Source organism: Chryseobacterium sp. CBo1, assembly GCF_001693475.1.
Classification (GTDB): domain Bacteria; phylum Bacteroidota; class Bacteroidia; order Flavobacteriales; family Weeksellaceae; genus Chryseobacterium; species Chryseobacterium formosense.
In genome coordinates this window covers 25,249-43,965 of sequence record NZ_MAUH01000070.1, presented here as the reverse complement: position 1 = coordinate 43,965, position 18,717 = coordinate 25,249, and the positions used below count along the sequence as shown (strand labels likewise).

Genomic DNA, 18,717 nt, shown 5'->3' with positions numbered 1-18,717 from the left:
ATTTACTCTTCGCTTTTTTGTTTTTTCTTTACTCCATGAAAATCTTTTAGATAGAAGGGCTCGAAATAAGCAATATCTTCAAACTCTTTTTTTTCTATTTTCTCTAAAGTTTTCTTTACCAAATATTTTGCAGAAGGGTAGATGTCTGCATTAAATTCAGCATTGGGAAGCTGTACAATATCTTTTGTTTTTAATGCACCATCGCCAACAAAAAGAACTTTTTTATCTTTAAATTCTTCGAAAGCATTTTCATCTAAAATTTTTGCTTCGGTTGCCGAGATCTCAGTTCCTGTCTGGCCATCATAAACGGCCGTATAAACCTCCATTCTTCTTGCGTCGACTAAAGTGATGATGTAATCAAAATTTTGCCCTAAAAACGGCTCTATCATGCTTTCCATAGAATTCACTGCAACTAATGGAATTTTTAAGCCGTAACAAAACCCTTTTGCCGAAGCCGCACCAATTCTTAAACCAGTATAAGAACCGGGACCTTTTCCCAAAGAAACCGCTTCGATATCTTTCATGGTCAATTTTGCGCCTTCTAAAGCCCATTCTACAAATGTATGCAGCGATTCGCTTTGTTTATAATTTTCTGAAACTTCTTCGCAGACACATAAAAGTTTCTCGCCATCAGAAATAGCTACCGAACAGTTTTTGGAGGAAGTTTCGAGATATAATATTTTCATTTTAAACTAATTTCTAAACAGCAAATCTAATTTTTGCTTTGATTCTGCAAATTTATGGCTTTATTTCCACACTTTGCCGACTCCACAATTTCCACGCTGATTTGTTTTTAGTCCAGATTTCAAGCAGCGATAAATTCATTTCAAAGTCTTCATTTTTATATAATCCTGAAACTTTTATTTTCCTTCTGATACTGAAAGTATTTTTGAACTTTTTGATCTCAGAAACTTCAGTCTGTTTGATTTCTTTATAAACCACTTTTCTGGACGACAAATCTTTTTTGAAATCATCCAGATTCTGAATCCATCCGTTGGAATGACCGAATGAAACATTTGATTCAAACAAATTTAAGATTTTAGAATCATTGTTCTGCATCAAAGAATCCAGCTTTTTGGTTTGAGACAGCAATTGTTTTTGTTGTTTTGAATAATTCTGAGAATATCCAAAAATGCAACAAAACAGAAATAGAATAGGGAAGAACTTCATTTCAAATTCTCAAATTGAAATTATCCTTTTCTGTAAATCGTTCTCGGTTCACTTTGAGCACTCGGATAAATTGTCATATCCGAAACTGTAACGTGTTGCGGAGCATTAATACAGTAGGCTATTGCATCGGCAATATCTTCAGCTTTCAAAGCTTCGTAACCGGCATAAACGGTCGCTGCTCTTTCCTGGTCTCCTTTAAATCTAATCAATGAGAAATCGGTTTCTACAGCTCCCGGCTGAATGTTGGTCACACGAATTCCAAATTCTGTCAATTCGATTCTCATTCCTTCGGAAATCACATCAACAGCTTTTTTGGTGGCACAATACACAACTCCATTCGCATAAGTCTGTCTTGCAGCAACCGAACTGATATTGATAATCTGTCCTGAACTTCTTTCTTTCATCATCGGAATCAGCTTTTTTGAGACGTATAAAAGACCTTTCACATTTCCGTCAATCATATTATCCCAATCATTTGTACTTCCTGCTGAAAGAGGCTCTAAACCATGCGCATTTCCTGCATTATTAATAAGAACATCAATATTTTTCCATTCTTCAGGAAGTGATGAAACAGCATTTTCAACTTCTTCTAAATTTCGAACATCAAACTTTAAACTAAATATTTCGGTTAAAGCTGATAATTCATTTTTTACCTTCTCTAAAACCTCAGCACGTCTTCCGCAAATAATAATTCTGTTTCCCTGTTTTGCTAAGAGTTCTGCTGTTGCTTTTCCTATTCCGGAAGTTGCTCCGGTGATGAGTATTGTTTTCATAATTTTGATTTTGCCATTAGCTTTTTAGCATCTGGCTTTTTATTGTGTATTAAAAACTAATAGTTTGCTGCCAAAAGAAAGAAGCTAATTTGCATCAAATGCCTCAAATGCATTCTCAATATGCTCTATGTTTAAATTTCTTTTTTCGTCAGGAAGAACAGAAATAATATCAAATCTTACTTCCTGATTTTTATTAAATTCTTCCATGAAATGATTCGCAGCCGAAACAATAGATTTGATTTTACCTTTTGTAACCGCTTCCTGCGGAAGAATGAAAAAATCTGTAGATCTGGCTTTTACTTCGACCACTATAATCAGATTATCTTTTTCGGCAATGATATCTACTTCATTTTTCTTGAATCTAAAATTTCGCACAAGAATTTTATAGCCGTTTTTAATTAAATAATCTGCGGCAAGATTTTCTGCTTCTTTTCCTAATTCGTTGTGATCCGCCATTTTTTGAGTTTGAGAGTGGGAGAGTTTTAGAGTAGATTAAAACTCAATTTTTATCTTATCCTCAACCTTCATCTTGATCTTACTTCCAATAATTAAAGGTCGATTGTCTTTAATATGACCATTCGGAAAACCAAAAACCACAGGAAAATTGTATTTTGAAATTCTGTCTGAAATCAGTTTATAGGCAAATTCATCAAAGCTTTCTTCGTATTGTTTGTTCTCTTTTTCATCGCCCATATTGGTCATTCCTCCAACAATTAACCCTTTTATTTTTGTGAAAACTCCGGCCAATTCCAGACTCATGATCATTCGGTCTAAAGCATAGAAATTTTCACCAATATCTTCAATGAATAAAATTTTATCTTTAAAATCAAATGAATATTTCGTACCTAAAAGCGCATAAACTAAGGCTAAATTCCCTCCAATCAATTCTCCTTCAATAATTCCCTGCTTATTAAGTTGGTGTGATTTTAAGCTGTATTTTAGCTTTTTACCTTTTAAAATATCAAAAAGCAAATCATAGCTTTCCTCTGTCACTCCAAAACTTGAAGTTTTAATGGTTTGTCCATGAATAGAAGCAAAACCTTTTTTCAGCAAATAACTTTGAATAACTGTGTTGTCAGAATATCCGATATACCATTTCGGATTTTTGCTGAATTCTTTTAAGTTTAGACTTTCCAATAAATGTTGACAGCCATAACCACCTCTTGAAGCCCAGACTGCAGAGATTTCGTTGTCATTTAAGGCCCAGTTCATATCTTTTAACCTTTCTGTTTCTGTTCCTGCATAATTGTAGCCATTTGAAAATTTGGTATAAAGATTTTTACCTAAAACGGGTTCATAACCTTTAGATTTAATCATTTCTATACCTTTTTCCAGTTGAGTAGGTTCTACTGAACCAGCAGGGGAAATAATGGCTATTTTATCGCCTTTCTTTAGTGGTTTCGGGAATATTTTTTCCATTTGTTTTTTTAAATTTTACTTCTTTTTTCTCGGCTTCTTCAAGTTGTTTATCGAATTGATTAAACATTTTAAAACTCTGTAAGAAGATAAAAAAACTGAAAATAATCAATACGACACCAACACCTTTTCTGATATTATTTGCTAACCTTTGAGTCAGCCTGTCGTGAAACTGCTTTGCCAAAAATATTTTAAGAAAATCAATCGCAAGATAAGTGGCAATTACAATTCCCAGATAGAAAATAACACTTTCTGTATCGGGATATTGATTTCTCACACCAATTACCGTTACTAACCAAAAAAGAATGACCCCAACATTCAGAAGGTTTAATAAAAACCCATTTAGAAATGTTTTAAAGTAATTCTGACTGATCAGTTTTTCTTCACCGGGCATGTGCATTTTGGTTTTTGTAATCAACATGATTATTCCGTATGTGAGAATAAGGATGGATGTTATTCTGTAAAAACCTGGATGTTTATCAATAAGCTGTACAATATCTGCACTGGCATAATACGCCGCAATAATACAAAGCAAATCTGCCGTAATAACACCAAAATCGAGCGCTAAAGCATGTTTAGGTCCTCTTGTAAAGCTGGTTTCGATCAACAGGAAAAAAATGGGCCCGATAAAAACGAGACTCAGCATAAAGCCTAAACCAATGGCAGAAAATATGAGTTCAAACATTAAAAATTTGTTTCAAATTCAAATTTAAAGATTATATTTTTATTGAGGTTTAAAAAGGTTATTGTTTTAATTCTAATTTAAATAAAAAAAGACCACAAAATGTGATCTTTAATATTTAAAATTATAAAATTCTATTCAACAATTTTAAAATCAAGTTGTTTTGCAATCAAATTAGCTTTTACCACTTTAATCTGAACCTGATCTCCCAACTGATACCGATTTCCTGTACGGTTACCGTAAACTGCGTGTGTAGCTTTGTCATAGGTGTATGAATCATCCATCAAATCGCGAAGTTTAATTAAACCTTCTGCGCCATTTTCCGGAATTTCAACCCAGAAACCAAATTCGGCAACTCCGGAAATAACCCCTGTGAAAGTTTCTCCCAAATGTTTTTCCATGAATTTCACCTGCATAAATTTGATAGAATCTCTTTCTGCATCAGCGGCCAAACGTTCCATTGCACTGCAGTGTTTTGCTTTTTCTTCCAATTCATTTCTGTCGGGAGATTTTCCTCCATCCAGATAATGCTGCAACAATCTGTGTGCAAGCAAATCCGGATAACGACGGATAGGAGAGGTGAAATGCGAATAATAATCGAATCCTAAACCATAGTGACCGATCGGTTCGGTAGAATAGACCGCTTTACTCATACTTCGCATCGCCAGAGTTTCAATCATATTTTCTTCGCCTTTTCCTTTTACATCTTTCAATAAAGTATTTAAAGATTCTGCAACTTTTTTGGTGTTTGCCAAATCCATTTTATATCCGAAAGTGGAAACGAAATCTCTTAACGCTTCCAGTTTCGCCGGATCCGGATCGTCGTGAATTCTATAAATAAAGGTATTTCCGTTTGGACTTCCTTTTTTTAATGATACAAATTCAGAAACTTTTTTATTTGCCAACAACATAAATTCTTCAATCAAATGGTTTGAATCTTTGCTGATTTTAAAATAAACACCAATCGGCTGATTGTTTTCATCTAAATTGAATCGAACTTCGCTTCTGTCAAACGTAATTGCACCGTTTTTGATGCGTTCACCACGCATAATTTTAGCCAATCTGTCCAAAACATTAATTTCTTCCTGCAAATCTCCTTCTTTGGTCTCAATTCTTTCCTGAGCTTCTTCATATGTGAATCTTCTGTCGGAATGAATAACTGTTCTTCCAAACCACTGTTTCTGAATTTCTGCTTTATCATTCAATTCAAAAACTGCGGAGAATGTATATTTATCTTCATTTGGACGAAGCGAACAAACATCATTACTCAAAACTTCCGGAAGCATTGGTACAACTCGGTCGACTAAATAAACTGAAGTCGCTCTTTCATAGGCTTCATCATCGAGAATAGTTCCCGGAACCACATAATGAGAAACGTCTGCAATGTGAACCCCGACTTCCCAGTTTCCGTTTTCCAGCTTTCTCATTGATAGAGCATCATCAAAATCTTTTGCATCCTTAGGGTCAATCGTAAAGGTTAAAACATCACGCATATCCCAACGCTTTGCAGCTTCTTCATCGGTAATTCTACGATCAATTTTGTCGGCATCTCTTTCTACTTCTTCCGGGAATTCGTACGGTAAACCGTATTCTGCGAGAATAGAGTGAATCTCGGTTTCATGCTCTCCCGGATTTCCTAAAACCTGTAAAATTTCTCCTTCAGGATTTTTATCTCCCGGTTTCCATTCGGTCATTTTTACAACAACTTTATTTCCGTTTTCTGCTCCGTTTATTTTTCCTTTTGGAATAAAAATATCGGTATTGATGGTCTTTTTATCACAAACCACAAATCCGAATTCCTTATGCTGAACCAATTGGAAAGTTCCCACAAATTCTGAACGTTTTCTTTCTAAAACTTCTAAAACAGAACCTTCCAGCTTTTTACCTTTAAAATTATAGGTAACAATTAAAACTTTATCGCCCTGCAAAGCATCTTTCACATTTTTTGAATGAATGAAAATATCATCTTTCAGATTTTCTACCGTTACGTAGGCATTTCCACTTTGGTTGAAATCGATGGTTCCTGTTAAAGTTCCTGCAATATTAAGATTGATGCTGAATTTACCTTTCTCGGTTTCTTTAATTCTTTGGTTTGCTAATAATTTATGCAAAGCCTGAATCACCATTTCTCTCTGTCGGGGATTTTTGTAATCAATTCCGTCTGAGATTTGCTTGTAATTGTATAATTTGGTTTGATTTTGGTTCATAAACCTCATAATCAATTTACCGATTTCCATGAGTTTATGGTCGTTTTTCTGACTTATATATTTTTTCTTTTTTGGCATTTTATTCTTTTAAATTTTTAATATAATTATCAAATTTTTCTGATAATTCTTTTGTGTTTGGTAATAATTTTGATAATCTTTTGGTAATTTTTCCGACGTTGAATAGGTTGTAATTCCTATCGGCAAATTACTGGATTTTAATAAATATTCTACAACAGTTCTGTCTTTACTCTTACAGATAATAATTCCGATTGCTTCATTCTCGTGAGGTAATTTTATTTTATCATTAAGCAGATTCAAATAGAATTCCATTTTGCCTTTATACTCCTGTAAAAATTCACCGATCTTTAATTCTAGCATTGTAACCGTCTATGAAAAAGAAGCAAATCAATAAAATACTCTTTATCTGAAATTTCAAATTTAAATTGATTCTGATTTTCTGAAATAGACATCCCAATTTCCCAATACAGATTGATCAAAGCAACGTTTACCGCCTTCATTGCTTCGTACTGGGCATTTCTTACTTTATTTTTAATTTTAGAAATAAATTGTATTTGAGAATTTTCAAGCATTATGAGTTTCTATTCTAAGCATTATTGTTTACAACGCAAAACTTAGTTTTTGTATAAATTTATAATAAATATGGAGAAGGAGAGAAAAAATTTTATGATGAACTCTGATAAAGCATCTTAAATTTTCAAAAGGAATCAACAGTATGGTAAATTCTGTTGGACAATGCAAATATATGAAATTAAAAATAAACAAGGCTCGTAATCTGATTTACAAGCCTTTACAAATTTAGCAAAATGCAATTTTATCAACTCTGTTTTGGTGTCTTCCACCTTCAAAATCAGTAGAAAGAAATTTATTTGCAATTTCTATAGCGACCTCTTTTGCAATGAATCTTGCGGGTATTGAAATCATATTGGCGTCATTATGCTGTCTTGCCAATACAGCAATTTCCGGCATCCAACACAATGCACATCTTATTTTCTGATGTTTGTTGGCTGTGATCTGAACGCCGTTTCCGCTTCCGCAGATCAGAATTCCCAATTCGTTTTCTCCGTTTTCAACTGAAGTTGCAGCAGGATGTACAAAATCCGGATAATCAACCGAATCTGTAGAGAAAGTTCCGAAATCCTGAACCTCGAAGTTTTCTTCAAGATATTTTTTCAAGATTTCTTTGTATTCAAAACCGGCGTGATCACATGCAATAGCAATTTTTCTTTTCATTTTTACTTTTATTTACTCTTACAAAGTTACGGTAAATCTTATTTTAATTTTCTTTATTGCTTAAGGTTTATTAAAACTGATTTATTCAAATTTTTTTTCAATAATCCAGATTTCTGAAGAATTTTCAATTATTCAATTCAAATAATATTTTTTTTCAAAAATAACTTAAAAAAGGTTATTTAAAGCATAAAGCATTGATTTTCATTAAACTATAATTGATAAGGTATTATTTTAATAATTGTTAATTAAATTCTAACAAAATGTTAAAAGCATTGTGAATAAGTGTGGAAAACTTTGTTGAAAATAATGTTTTTTATCATCGGAAAATTTATTAATGGAAGTTGCTTCCAAATATTCGGACAAAAATTTTCAAAAACTTTTATTGGGCAATTCTTTAGTTTCTCCATAAATCGGTTATTCATATTCAACATCGTGGAAAAGTTATCAATATTTGTTAGTAACTCATCGAAAAATCAGATTTACAGCGTTTTATTTTGTGAATTAAATATGAATTGTAAATAAATTACATGTTATGAAGTTTTAACATTAAAGTTATCCCCGAAACTCACAATACTCAACAACAGTATTCACTCTTTATTTTTAAAAAAAAGAAAATAGTGTTGATTAGTGAGTGGTAGGTTTGTCAGGAAAATTCTGAAAACTTTTGGAGGTTTCGATTTTTTACGAAACTTTAAAATCTTACATTTGTGAAACAAAAAATCAAAAAGAATTTATGAAATCGAAGTGTTCAACGGTTTACTAAACTGTTTTGCAGAAAGCAATTTCATAATCGTGTAGAAATAACATAAAAGTGCATATGAAAACAATCAATGATTTCAATTTTAACGGAAAGAAAGCTCTTGTAAGAGTGGATTTTAATGTTCCGCAGGATGACCAGCTGAAAGTTACAGACAATACAAGAATAGTTGCGGTAAAACCTACTGTTGACAAAATTCTTAAAGACGGAGGTTCTGTAATTCTAATGGCTCACTTGGGAAGACCAAAAGGAGAGGCTAAAGATGAATTTTCGCTTAAACATATTGTAGAAGAAGTTTCTAATGTATTGGGTAAGGAAGTAAAGTTTGTTGAAGAATGTGTAGGAGAGAAGGCAGAACAGGCTGCTTCTGAACTTAAAGTAGGAGAAATCCTTTTGTTGGAGAATCTACGTTTTCATAGTGAAGAGGAAAAAGGCGATGAAGCTTTTGCAGAAAAACTTTCTAAATTGGCAGATGCTTACGTGAACGACGCTTTCGGTACCGCTCACAGAGCACACGCTTCTACAGCAGTAATTGCTAAATATTTTCCTTCAACTAAATATTTCGGTTTACTGATGGCTAATGAACTTAAAGCTATTGATAAAGTATTAAAATCAGGAGAAAGACCTGTAACTGCAATACTTGGAGGATCTAAAGTTTCAACTAAAATTACCATTATAGAAAATATTTTACCTGCTATCGACAATTTGATTATTGGTGGCGGAATGGCTTTTACATTTATTAAAGCTCTTGGAGGTAAAATCGGAACTTCATTAGTGGAAGAAGATAAATTACCTTTAGCTTTAGAAATCCTGGGTAAAGCAAAACAACATAATGTAAAAGTATATCTTCCTTCTGATACGATCATTGCAGAGAGTTTCAGTAATGACGCAGATAGAAACGAAGTTGATATTTATTCAATTCCTGAAGGTTGGATGGGTCTTGATGCAGGTCCGAAATCCAGAGATCAGTTCAATGATGTATTACTAGATTCAAGAACAATTTTATGGAACGGTCCTATAGGAGTTTTCGAAATGTCAAACTTTGCTGCAGGAACAATTGCTTTAGGTGACAGTATTGCGGAAGCTACAAAACAAGGTGCATTTTCTTTAGTTGGAGGTGGAGATAGTGTTGCTTTCGTAAAACAATTTGGTTATGGCGAAAAAGTAAGCTATGTTTCTACCGGAGGTGGTGCGATGCTTGAAAGTCTTGAAGGTTTAGAACTTCCAGGTGTTGCCGCAATTAATAATTAAACATTTTATTTTTGAAAAAATTAAAGTCCGCTGAAAACTCAGCGGACTTTTTTATGATCAGCTTTTCTCAAATTAAATTTTAAAAAATAAATCGAAAAAAATGACCCTCAGAAATGCATTTAAAATCGAGAAATAGAAAATTTTCAATACTTGATATATAATTTAAATTTTAAGATAAGAATATAATATTTCTGAATCAATTTACTTTTTCAGTTTGAAATTTTCACTTTTTTTCAATTTTTCAACTTTTCAATTTCTAGCTTGAATTTATTATCAAATTGTTTTGTTAATTTTTAGCCTACTTTTATAGGGATTCAAATTTGACAAGCCTTAAATTATAAATTTTCAGAATTTGTATTTTTAATAATATTTTTTTCCTTTTGCTAAATTTTCTATGAATAGTAATTCTTGTGCTAAAGATTATTTCATCATTCGTTGTAAAATTTCATGTGAAAATTGGAAAGTAGAGTAGAGTAAAAAAAAGAAAAACTCAAGAAAAATTCCTGAGTTTATAGTTTTTCTTCTAATAATGCTGAAAATTGACCTTTAGAAACGGTTCAAAAATCGATTTTCTACTTTTTCTCGATAATATAGATCAAACTTGAAAATTCGTTCGAAAAAAGTGCTTTTACGTTAGAAATCGTTCCGTTGATTGTAGCTTTTAGCCAAAAAAGAGGAGATTTTTTATATTTTTCGCTCAACATAGAGATATAGTATGAATCTAAAACCAGAGGTTTAATTTTTCTCATTTTCCAATTTGGTTTCTTTGAGATCAGATTTTCCATTCCTTTTTTTGAAAAATGATAGATGTGTCTTGGTACATCATAAGCTGCCCAATACTCTTGGTAATGTTTTGCGTCATAAGAAGTGGGGTTCGGAACAGCGATTATGAGTAATCCTTTTTCTTTTAATTTTTTGTTAAAGATTTCAAGCATTTCATCTTGATTTTCCACGTGCTCGAAGACATGCCAAAGTGTAATGGCATCTAAACTTTGATCGTCAATAGTGTTGATATTATCTAAAACTGTAGCTTTTGAAATCTTATTTTTTGCTGCATTTCTGGCATTAGAATTTGGCTCAAACCCGAAAGTTTCGAAATCGTTTTCTATGTATTTTACAAATTCTCCTGCACCACATCCGTAATCTAAAACTCTTGAACCCTTTTTAATTCTGTCTAAAAGAATTGTTTTTTTATACTGTAAATTGAAAGATTGTAAGAATTTATAAAGTTTTTCTTTAAAACTTCCTGAGTCCTGATGATGAGAAATGTAATCTTCACTTTCATAATATTTTGAAATATTGGATGGAATAGGGGTAGTTTTGAAAACACCTTCTGTTTCCGTTTCTTTAATCTCAAAAATTTCCTGTGAAAGAAAATGATCTTTAATTTTCATTATTTATATCTTAATTTAAAATGAAATTTGAAGCTGTTTTCAGCCTCAAATTTCAATTAACTTTATTCAAATTGTTTCTATGTTTCACGTGAAACATCTCTTAATTATCGTCCTAAATAGACCAATAAAACGTTGATATCGGCAGGAGAAACACCACTTATTCTACCAGCTTGAGCTACTGTTTTTGGTCTTACATTATTCATTTTTTGTTTTGCTTCCGCAGATAAACTTGATATTTTTAAATAATCAAAATCTTCCGGAATCTTTACATTTTCTAGACGATTTAGTTTTGCTACATTTTCTTTTTCCTTTTCGATATAGCCTTTGTATTTAATATTTACCTCTGCCTGTTCTCTTACTTCGTCATCAAATTGAGAAGTAAATTCTTTTATAACATCGATATTATCTAATTTTTCTAAGGTAATATTTGGTCTTGTTAGGAACTGAGATGCTCTGTAGGCCTGATCTACCGGATTACTTTCTATGCTTTCTAAAATAGGATTAATAACTCCAGGTTTTAAAGAAGTTTCTCGTAAAAAGGTCTCAAGTTCCTGGCTTTTAGCTACCTTCTCCTGAACTCTTTTTAATCTTTCTTCTTTTGCTAAACCAAGTTCAAAAGCTTTTTCCGTTAACCTTATATCTGCATTATCCTGTCTTAAAAGAAGCCTATATTCTGCTCTGGAAGTAAACATTCTGTAAGGTTCTTCTGTGCCTTTTGTAATTAAATCATCTACTAAAACGCCGATATATGCTTCGTCTCTGTTGAGAATAAATTCTTCCTTTTCTTTTACTTTATTGTGAGCATTGATTCCTGCAATTAAACCTTGTCCTGCTGCTTCTTCATATCCAGTTGTACCATTAATTTGACCTGCGAAATATAAATTATCTACTAATTTTGTTTCTAAGGTATGCTTTAATTGGGTAGGAGGGAAGTAATCGTATTCAATGGCATAGCCAGGACGGAAAACTTTTACATTTTCGAATCCAGGGATATGTTTCATTGCTTTAACCTGAACATCTTCAGGAAGTGAAGAACTGAACCCATTGACATAGATTTCTACCGTTTTCCAGCCTTCAGGTTCTACGAAAAGCTGATGTCTGTTTCTTTCAGCAAAACGATTGATTTTATCCTCAATACTTGGACAATATCTTGGACCTAAACTTTGGATTGTACCATTAAACATAGGGCTTCTGTCGAATCCCTCACGTAAAATATCATGAACTGTTTCATTAGTGTAAACGATGTGACAGCTTAATTGTTTTGTTAATTTAGGAGTGTCTAAATAGCTGAATCTTTGAGGTTTTTCATCTCCTTTTTGTTCTTCCATTTTAGAATAGTCAAGGCTTCTTCCATCTACTCTCGGTGGAGTACCGGTCTTCATTCTTCCTGCTTCAAAACCCAAAGAAACCAATTGTTCGGTGATGCCAAAAGCTCTCGGTTCACCCATTCTTCCACCGCCTAATTGCTTGTCACCAACGTGTATAAGACCATTCAGAAATGTTCCATTTGTAAGAACTACAGATTTTGATCTGATCTCGATTCCTAATGAAGTTACAACTCCTGCAGCTTTACCGTTTTCGATAATAAGCTGTTTTACCATATCCTGAAAGAAATCCAGGTTCGGGGTGTTTTCTAATGCTAAACGCCATTCTTCTGCAAAAAGCATTCTGTCATTTTGAGTTCTTGGAGACCACATTGCAGGACCTTTGGAAAGATTAAGCATCTTGAATTGTATAGCAGATTTATCTGCTATTATTCCTGAATATCCTCCCATTGCATCGATTTCTCGTACAATTTGTCCTTTTGCAATTCCTCCCATTGCAGGGTTGCAGCTCATCTGTCCAATAGTCTGCATGTTCATTGTAACAAGCAGCGTTTTTGAACCCAAATTGGCTGCTGCAGCTGCTGCTTCACATCCTGCGTGACCGGCACCAACTACAATTACGTCATATATTTCTGAAATCATTTCTTTATTGCTTATTTTAAGCCTTAAATTTTAATCTTTTTTATAAATGTTTCACGTGAAACATTATTGTAAATTATAGGCTATAATCGCCTATATGCTGTGTTTTTAGCCCCGATCGCAGCAATTGTTTGAGCTTATTTTCTTTTTGAAAAAAAGAAAATAGCGAGTGCGGAGAGCGGGATTAAGCTTCTAAAAAAATAAAACTTAATTGTATTTTGCTAAATAAAAATCTTCTTTGCTTCGCATCAACTTTTCTTCTTCCTCGGTTTTATCTTTATATCCGCTAAGATGAAGAATACCGTGAGCCAAAACTCTTCTCAGTTCTTCTTCGAAATTTTTGGAAAGGGTAGAAGCGTTGTCTGAAATGCGCTGCAAAGATACGAAAATCTCGCCGCTTATTGTTTTGCCTTTTACATAGTCGAATGTAATGATGTCGGTATAGTAATCGTGTTGTAAATAATCCTGATTTACTTTTAATAAATATTCGTCGTCACAGAAGATATAATTGATTTCGCCGACTTTTTTTCCTTCTGAAAGAATAATTTCTTCCAGCCATGTTTTGTAGTCTGTATTTACAGATTCGGGTAAGCTTTCGTAAAAGAATTGTATCATTGTATTAAAACCAGTGTCCTAAAATAACACTGAATATGCCTTTTTGATTGTTTTTTAGTGAATGGCTGAAATTGAATTTGATCTGTCCAAACGGAGATCTATAGCCTATAGTTGCTCCCATTGAGCTATAATTAACCTTTACCGCATCTTCGAAAGTAATATCGTTTGAAAGGTTGGCAAAAGAAAAATTACCGCTCAGGAATAAGTTTTTATAAAATTTGAATTGCAGATCGTTTGAAATCAAGACCACATTATTGGTATTAAGCTGAGCGAAATAAAATCCTGCAAAATTGTGAAAGTTGATAATATTCTGCTCAAAAATTCCACCCAATCTGTATTGGTAGAACTGTGGCAGATTTTCTCCAATTGTAATTCCGCCATAAAGATTTAAATGATAGCTCAGCTTTCTGATGAGTGGTAAATTAATTCTTACATCAGTTTTTACTTGGATAAGACGTTTGTCGACTTCAGATTTGAGAAGATCGATCACTTTACCTTCAGCGTTTAGATAAAATCCTCTGGTTGGAAAATCGCGGTCATTTTGGGTATCGCTTTTTAAAAATACGTACGGATTCAGAAAGCGGTTGTATCTTTTATTTAAACCATTCATATCTGCTTCAAAATAATCATGACTGATTCCTGCTCCGATTGCAAATTTATCTTTCCATACAGATTGTATATAAGCTTCGTTTCGCAACCACTGCCATTTATCTATGCTTATATTATCATTTCCTCTCAAATCGAAACTCATTCCGGAAGAGTAAATACCAAAGCCAGGAATGTAGCCATTATCAATAAAATAGTTTAAATAATATCTTGGCTTATCTCCGACAACAACATCTAAGGATAAGTTTGAATTTTTAAATAACAATCTTTTTGCTGAATAATTTAAAAGAAGACCAGTTTTGAAAATTTCATCATAATGCAAACCGACTTTAAGAAAATGTCTTGCTTCATCTTCGGTAACATATAATTTAAGGTAATTAAAATTATTTTCTGTAACAATGTCGTAATTGATGAATCGATAATTGTTTGTAGCAATAAGTTTGTCTAAACCTTTGTTGATACTTCCGTATGTCTGCATGGATGGAAGACGCAGTCCCATTTTACCGAGAACATAGTTTTTACCGTAAATACGGCCTCCTTCTATCGAAATGCTATCAATCTTATAAACATTAGAATAAATCTGATTTATAGGCTGTCTAAGACGGTCAAATTCACGTTTAGGAAGTTGATCCAGAATTGCTGAATACTTCAGCCCTTCAACATATCCGCTATCAAGAATTTTTTTCTTGTCATCGTAGCTTGTTGCGGTCATTCCGGTTAGATTGGGCTTAATGTTGATATCCGTATATTTATATTGTCTTCTGGTATCTTTTTGAATTCCGAAATCAATTACCTGGTTTAATATTGCTATAATGTTATTTAAATCTTCTCTTTTTGAAAGATCCTGATTCAGGTCTACCCCAATTACAATATCAATTCCTTTTTCTTTTAATGGCTTTGAAGGATAATTTACCGTCATTGCTCCATCAATATAAATACTGTCGCCAATCTTCACAGGATCCATTAAAGAAGGAAATGCCGAACTTGCCATGATAGACTGTACCAAATCTCCTTTTTCAAAAATTTCCATATTTCCGCTTTCGAGATTTGTGGCGATGCACATGAAAGGAATTGGCAGTTTTGAAAAATCATTAACGCTTGAAACGTTTTTAAATAACTCTTTTAAAAGATAGACATTCTTTTGTCCGGAGCTGATGGAAGAGGGAAGGGTTATTTTTCCGTTTTTCAGAGGAATTGAAAAAAGATATTTATCGACCGATTTGTTGAAAAAAGTGCTTTCTTTTCTTGATTTTGGATCACGTATCAATGAATAGAAATCGGTATCCATTACAATTTTTTCGATTTCTTTCCCGGAATAACCAGACGCATACAGACCTCCGACAATAGCACCCATACTTGTTCCTGAAATATAATCGACTTTAACCCCTAAAGAATCTAATACTTTGAGAACGCCGACGTGAGAAAAACCTTTTGCTCCGCCACCTGCCAGTGAAAGCCCGATTCTTGGATTTTTCGGAATCACAAGATTCTTTTTTACCTGTGACTGTATCAGAAGTAATTGGAATGCAAATAATAGGATCAGGAGCTTTCTCATAGGCTAATCTTTTACATAAATCCGTTTCACACGTGGCGAAATGGAGGTTAGAACTTCATAGGTTATCGTTTTGCAGTATTCTGCGAATTCTTTTAAGCTTGGTTTAGCATTAAAAACAGTTACCGTATCGCCTTCTTTTACATTGGGAACATCGTCTACTTTAATCATCATCATGTCCATACAAATGCTACCGACAATCGGAGCGAGAGTTTTATTAATTCCCACATTTCCTATCTGGTTTCCAATTAATCTCGGAATTCCGTCGGCATATCCTACAGGAATGGTGGCGATTTTTGTTTTATGATCTGCTTTAAATCTACGGCTGTACCCTACAGATTCTCCATTGTCTACAACAGAAATTTGTGAAATTACGGTTTTAAAGCTTACAACAGAATGCAGTTGTTTTTGTATTTCACTATTTGGTGATTCTCCTAACATTCCGATCCCGATTCTTACCATATCATATTGATGATCGGTATAGCTGGTAATTCCTGATGAATTTAAAATATGACGGATAGGAGTGTATCCCAATTTTTCTATTAAATAGGTTGAATTTTTTTCAAAAGTTTTTAGCTGATTTAAAGTAAATTCTTTTTCTTCCGGTATATCTGAAGACGAAAGATGGCTGAAAATACTTTGAACTTTTAAATTTTTATGATCTAAAGTCTGACTTAATTGATCCAATTCATATTCCTTAAAGCCAAGACGATGCATTCCTGTCTCCAATTTGATATGAATAGGATACTTTTTATCATAACCCGATTTCTGAACTGCCTGATAAAATAATTCCAAAACACGGAAACTGTAAATTTCAGGTTCTAAATTATATTCAATCACCGTTTCATAACTGTGTTGCTCCGGATTCATGACAACAATAGGAACGGTAATTCCTTTTTTTCGAAGCTCAACTCCTTCATCCACAAAAGCTACTCCCAAATAATCGATGTGATGATGCTGTAAAAATTCTGAAATCTCATAACTTCCTAAGCCATATGAGTTTGCTTTTACCATGGCCATCATTTTTGTGGTTGGCTTCAGTAAAGATTTATGATAATTGATGTTATGAAGGATTGCATTGAGGTTAATTTCTAAAACAGTGTCGTGTTTTCTGAGTTCAAGAATGTCTTTAAGCTTTTCAATCTCAAATTTTCTTGCCCCTTTTAGTAATATGATCTGATTTTCAAGTTCAGTAAGATGTTTACTGTCAACTAATTCCTGAGTATTAATAAAAGTAAAAGTTTTAGCTTTAAATAATTCACTAAATTTTGATATTTCATCGCCGATCAGGAAAACAGAATCAAATTTTTGTTCATTTACCAAATCCGAAACTTCCTCATACAGTTCTTTAGAATTTGAATTGACTCCAACAATATCTGTTAACACCAAAGATTTCTTCGGTTTATTATATTCATTTAAAAACTGAAGAGCAGTTTTCAGAGAATCGAGGTCAAGATTGAAAGAATCATTAATCACAATATTACTCTTAATTCCTTCAATCGCTTCAAGCCTCATTTCAACGGCCTTCAGAGCGTTGATTTTCTCGACGATCTTTTTATTTTCGACTCCTAACTCCTTTAAAACTGTTAAAAGCGCCAAAGCATTAGTTAACGTCGCTTCGTCTCTTTGATGAGCGGGAAAAGATATTTCTTCATCAAAATATTCTACAACAACGTCTTCGTTTTTTGAGATATTATTTTTAAAGTAAACTTGGTTGTGGTCTTTGAAACCGTAAGAGATTAATTTTTTATCAGAATATAATTCTCTTACTTTTTTATCAACCGATAAATTGTCACCATTGTAAATAATAACTTCGGAATCTTTGAAGAGTTTAATTTTTTCATCAATCAACTCGTCTTCCGATTTAAAATTCGCCAAGTGAGCAGTTCCGATATGCGTAAGCAAACCAATTTGCGGATGGAAAATAGTTTCCAGTTTTTCCATTTCGTTTGGTTTGGAAATCCCGACTTCAAAAATTCCAAGTTCGTGAGAATCATTTATCTGAAGCAGAGAAAGCGGAAGACCGATCTGAGAATTGAAACTTTTCGGACTTTTTACCGTAGGAAATTCGTTCCAAAGGCATTGATACAACCATTCTTTTAAAATAGTTTTTCCATTACTTCCCGTAATTCCGATCGATTTTAAATGAGAATTTTCGAAATGAAATTTGGATAATTTTTGAAGAAACTCCACCGAATTTTCAACAATAATCCAAGTTATATTTTCAAATTGCGGGAATTGATGTTCAGAAATAATAACATTGATTCCTCTGTCAATAGCAGATTCAATAAATTTTTCCCCAGAATTTTTATGAGTATTGATGGCAATAAACGCAGTATTTTTAGTAGAATAAATAATTCTGCTGTCAAAAGCAATGTTTTTGATCATTAAACTTCTGTCTCCAATAACTTTTGAATTGGTGATTTCTGCGATTTGATTTATAGTGTAGTTCATAAACTACTTTTCTGTAATTAAGTTATAATTAGAATCGGGATTTCTGAAATTGTTGATCATGTTCAAAAGATTTATTTGATTTCCTGAAATTTCGTAAATGATAGAGTTGTGCTTTGTTACCAATAGTTTATGAAATTCCGTGTCTTCATATTTTTGGTGAATAAGATTTCCATTTTCAAGTAAAGATATTTTTCTTTCTAAAATTTCATAAAAATCCTCCAAAACATCAAAGCCCCAATTTTCAATGAGAAAATCTCCCAGAATTTCCAAATCTGATTTGGCTCTATTTGTCCAAAAAATGTACATTTTTCTTTTTTGCAATTCTTTCTTTTGCTTCATTCATTACAATCGAATGCTCCGTAATTCTTCCGTTTTTTACGTCTTCAATTCCTTCTCGAATAGCATTCAAAATATCATCTTTAGAATTTTTTTCCGGCTCAATAATTTCTGCAATCTTCAACAACTCTTCCGGAAGAAATTTTTTCTCTTTCATTTTTCTAAAAAATGTAGGCTCAGAAATCCCGCTTTTTTCAATGATATATTTCAACTTGAAGGGCGAATTTTTCAAAATCTCATCAATAGAATTGCTGATTTTTATATAATTTTTGATTTCTAATATCATTTT

At 32.9% G+C, this 18,717-nt stretch carries 18 protein-coding genes; 1 reads left to right on the top strand and 17 read right to left on the bottom strand.

Annotated features, from left to right (window positions below):
• Window positions 1-2: 2 nt before the first annotated feature.
• The 10 genes from tsaB to rpiB form a co-directional block, all read right to left on the bottom strand.
• Entirely contained in the window at window positions 3-686 is a 684-nt protein-coding gene (gene tsaB / locus BA768_RS19840) for a tRNA (adenosine(37)-N6)-threonylcarbamoyltransferase complex dimerization subunit type 1 TsaB (protein WP_034672911.1), read from the bottom strand.
• A 52-nt stretch (window positions 687-738) separates the two neighbouring features.
• Window positions 739-1,170 (bottom strand): hypothetical protein, encoded by a 432-nt coding sequence (locus BA768_RS19835; RefSeq protein ID WP_065722130.1) that lies wholly within the window; start codon window positions 1,168-1,170, stop codon window positions 739-741.
• A gap of 20 nt (window positions 1,171-1,190) precedes the next feature.
• On the bottom strand, window positions 1,191-1,943 hold the full coding sequence (locus BA768_RS19830; RefSeq protein ID WP_065722129.1) for an SDR family NAD(P)-dependent oxidoreductase: 753 nt from the start codon (window positions 1,941-1,943) through the stop codon (window positions 1,191-1,193).
• Between the two features lie 84 nt (window positions 1,944-2,027).
• The gene (locus BA768_RS19825; protein WP_065722128.1) at window positions 2,028-2,399 is read right to left on the bottom strand and encodes a YraN family protein; all 372 of its coding nucleotides are present in this window, start codon (window positions 2,397-2,399) and stop codon (window positions 2,028-2,030) included.
• 36 nt (window positions 2,400-2,435) lie between these two features.
• Window positions 2,436-3,362 carry an LD-carboxypeptidase gene (locus BA768_RS19820; protein ID WP_065722127.1) on the bottom strand — a complete coding sequence of 309 codons (927 nt, stop codon included), beginning with the start codon at window positions 3,360-3,362 and terminating at the stop codon, window positions 2,436-2,438.
• Entirely contained in the window at window positions 3,322-4,044 is a 723-nt protein-coding gene (locus BA768_RS19815; RefSeq protein WP_051882517.1) for a LysE family translocator, read from the bottom strand. The genes BA768_RS19820 and BA768_RS19815 overlap by 41 nt, the downstream gene beginning before the upstream one ends.
• Window positions 4,045-4,175: 131 nt before the next feature.
• Window positions 4,176-6,326 carry a ribonuclease R gene (gene rnr / locus BA768_RS19810; protein WP_034672900.1) on the bottom strand — a complete coding sequence of 717 codons (2,151 nt, stop codon included), beginning with the start codon at window positions 6,324-6,326 and terminating at the stop codon, window positions 4,176-4,178.
• Between the two features lie 9 nt (window positions 6,327-6,335).
• Window positions 6,336-6,626 carry a PDDEXK nuclease domain-containing protein gene (locus BA768_RS21570; protein ID WP_065722126.1) on the bottom strand — a complete coding sequence of 97 codons (291 nt, stop codon included), beginning with the start codon at window positions 6,624-6,626 and terminating at the stop codon, window positions 6,336-6,338.
• The gene (locus BA768_RS21565) at window positions 6,620-6,838 is read right to left on the bottom strand and encodes a DUF1016 N-terminal domain-containing protein (RefSeq protein ID WP_065722125.1); all 219 of its coding nucleotides are present in this window, start codon (window positions 6,836-6,838) and stop codon (window positions 6,620-6,622) included. Before BA768_RS21565 ends, BA768_RS21570 begins: the two co-directional genes overlap by 7 nt.
• Before the next feature lie 226 nt (window positions 6,839-7,064).
• Complete coding sequence (gene rpiB, locus BA768_RS19795) at window positions 7,065-7,499, bottom strand: ribose 5-phosphate isomerase B (protein WP_065722124.1); 435 nt, start codon at window positions 7,497-7,499, stop codon at window positions 7,065-7,067.
• 817 nt (window positions 7,500-8,316) lie between these two features.
• On the opposite strand from rpiB, the gene BA768_RS19790 reads away from it, so the two are divergent.
• Window positions 8,317-9,507 carry a phosphoglycerate kinase gene (locus BA768_RS19790; RefSeq protein WP_065722123.1) on the top strand — a complete coding sequence of 397 codons (1,191 nt, stop codon included), beginning with the start codon at window positions 8,317-8,319 and terminating at the stop codon, window positions 9,505-9,507.
• Window positions 9,508-10,079: 572 nt separating this feature from the next.
• Here the strand turns inward: BA768_RS19790 and BA768_RS19785 are convergent.
• The 7 genes from BA768_RS19785 to BA768_RS19755 all read right to left on the bottom strand — a co-directional run bounded on the left by BA768_RS19785 (window position 10,080) and on the right by BA768_RS19755 (window position 18,714).
• Window positions 10,080-10,901 carry a class I SAM-dependent methyltransferase gene (locus BA768_RS19785; RefSeq protein WP_065722122.1) on the bottom strand — a complete coding sequence of 274 codons (822 nt, stop codon included), beginning with the start codon at window positions 10,899-10,901 and terminating at the stop codon, window positions 10,080-10,082.
• Between the two features lie 104 nt (window positions 10,902-11,005).
• Window positions 11,006-12,868, bottom strand: a complete 1,863-nt coding sequence (gene mnmG / locus BA768_RS19780) for a tRNA uridine-5-carboxymethylaminomethyl(34) synthesis enzyme MnmG (protein WP_065722121.1) — start codon at window positions 12,866-12,868, stop codon at window positions 11,006-11,008.
• Window positions 12,869-13,072: 204 nt separating this feature from the next.
• Window positions 13,073-13,480: an rRNA maturation RNase YbeY gene (gene ybeY, locus BA768_RS19775; RefSeq protein WP_065722120.1), complete on the bottom strand. Its 408-nt coding sequence runs from the start codon at window positions 13,478-13,480 to the stop codon at window positions 13,073-13,075.
• Window positions 13,481-13,484: 4 nt separating this feature from the next.
• On the bottom strand, window positions 13,485-15,641 hold the full coding sequence (locus BA768_RS19770; RefSeq protein WP_065722119.1) for a patatin-like phospholipase family protein: 2,157 nt from the start codon (window positions 15,639-15,641) through the stop codon (window positions 13,485-13,487).
• A gap of 3 nt (window positions 15,642-15,644) precedes the next feature.
• Window positions 15,645-18,092: a bifunctional UDP-N-acetylmuramoyl-tripeptide:D-alanyl-D-alanine ligase/alanine racemase gene (locus tag BA768_RS19765; protein ID WP_065722118.1), complete on the bottom strand. Its 2,448-nt coding sequence runs from the start codon at window positions 18,090-18,092 to the stop codon at window positions 15,645-15,647.
• Window positions 18,093-18,095: 3 nt separating this feature from the next.
• Window positions 18,096-18,398 carry a type II toxin-antitoxin system RelE/ParE family toxin gene (locus tag BA768_RS19760; RefSeq protein ID WP_065722117.1) on the bottom strand — a complete coding sequence of 101 codons (303 nt, stop codon included), beginning with the start codon at window positions 18,396-18,398 and terminating at the stop codon, window positions 18,096-18,098.
• Window positions 18,376-18,714, bottom strand: a complete 339-nt coding sequence (locus BA768_RS19755; protein WP_051882513.1) for a hypothetical protein — start codon at window positions 18,712-18,714, stop codon at window positions 18,376-18,378. The genes BA768_RS19760 and BA768_RS19755 overlap by 23 nt, the downstream gene beginning before the upstream one ends.
• Window positions 18,715-18,717: the final 3 nt, after the last annotated feature.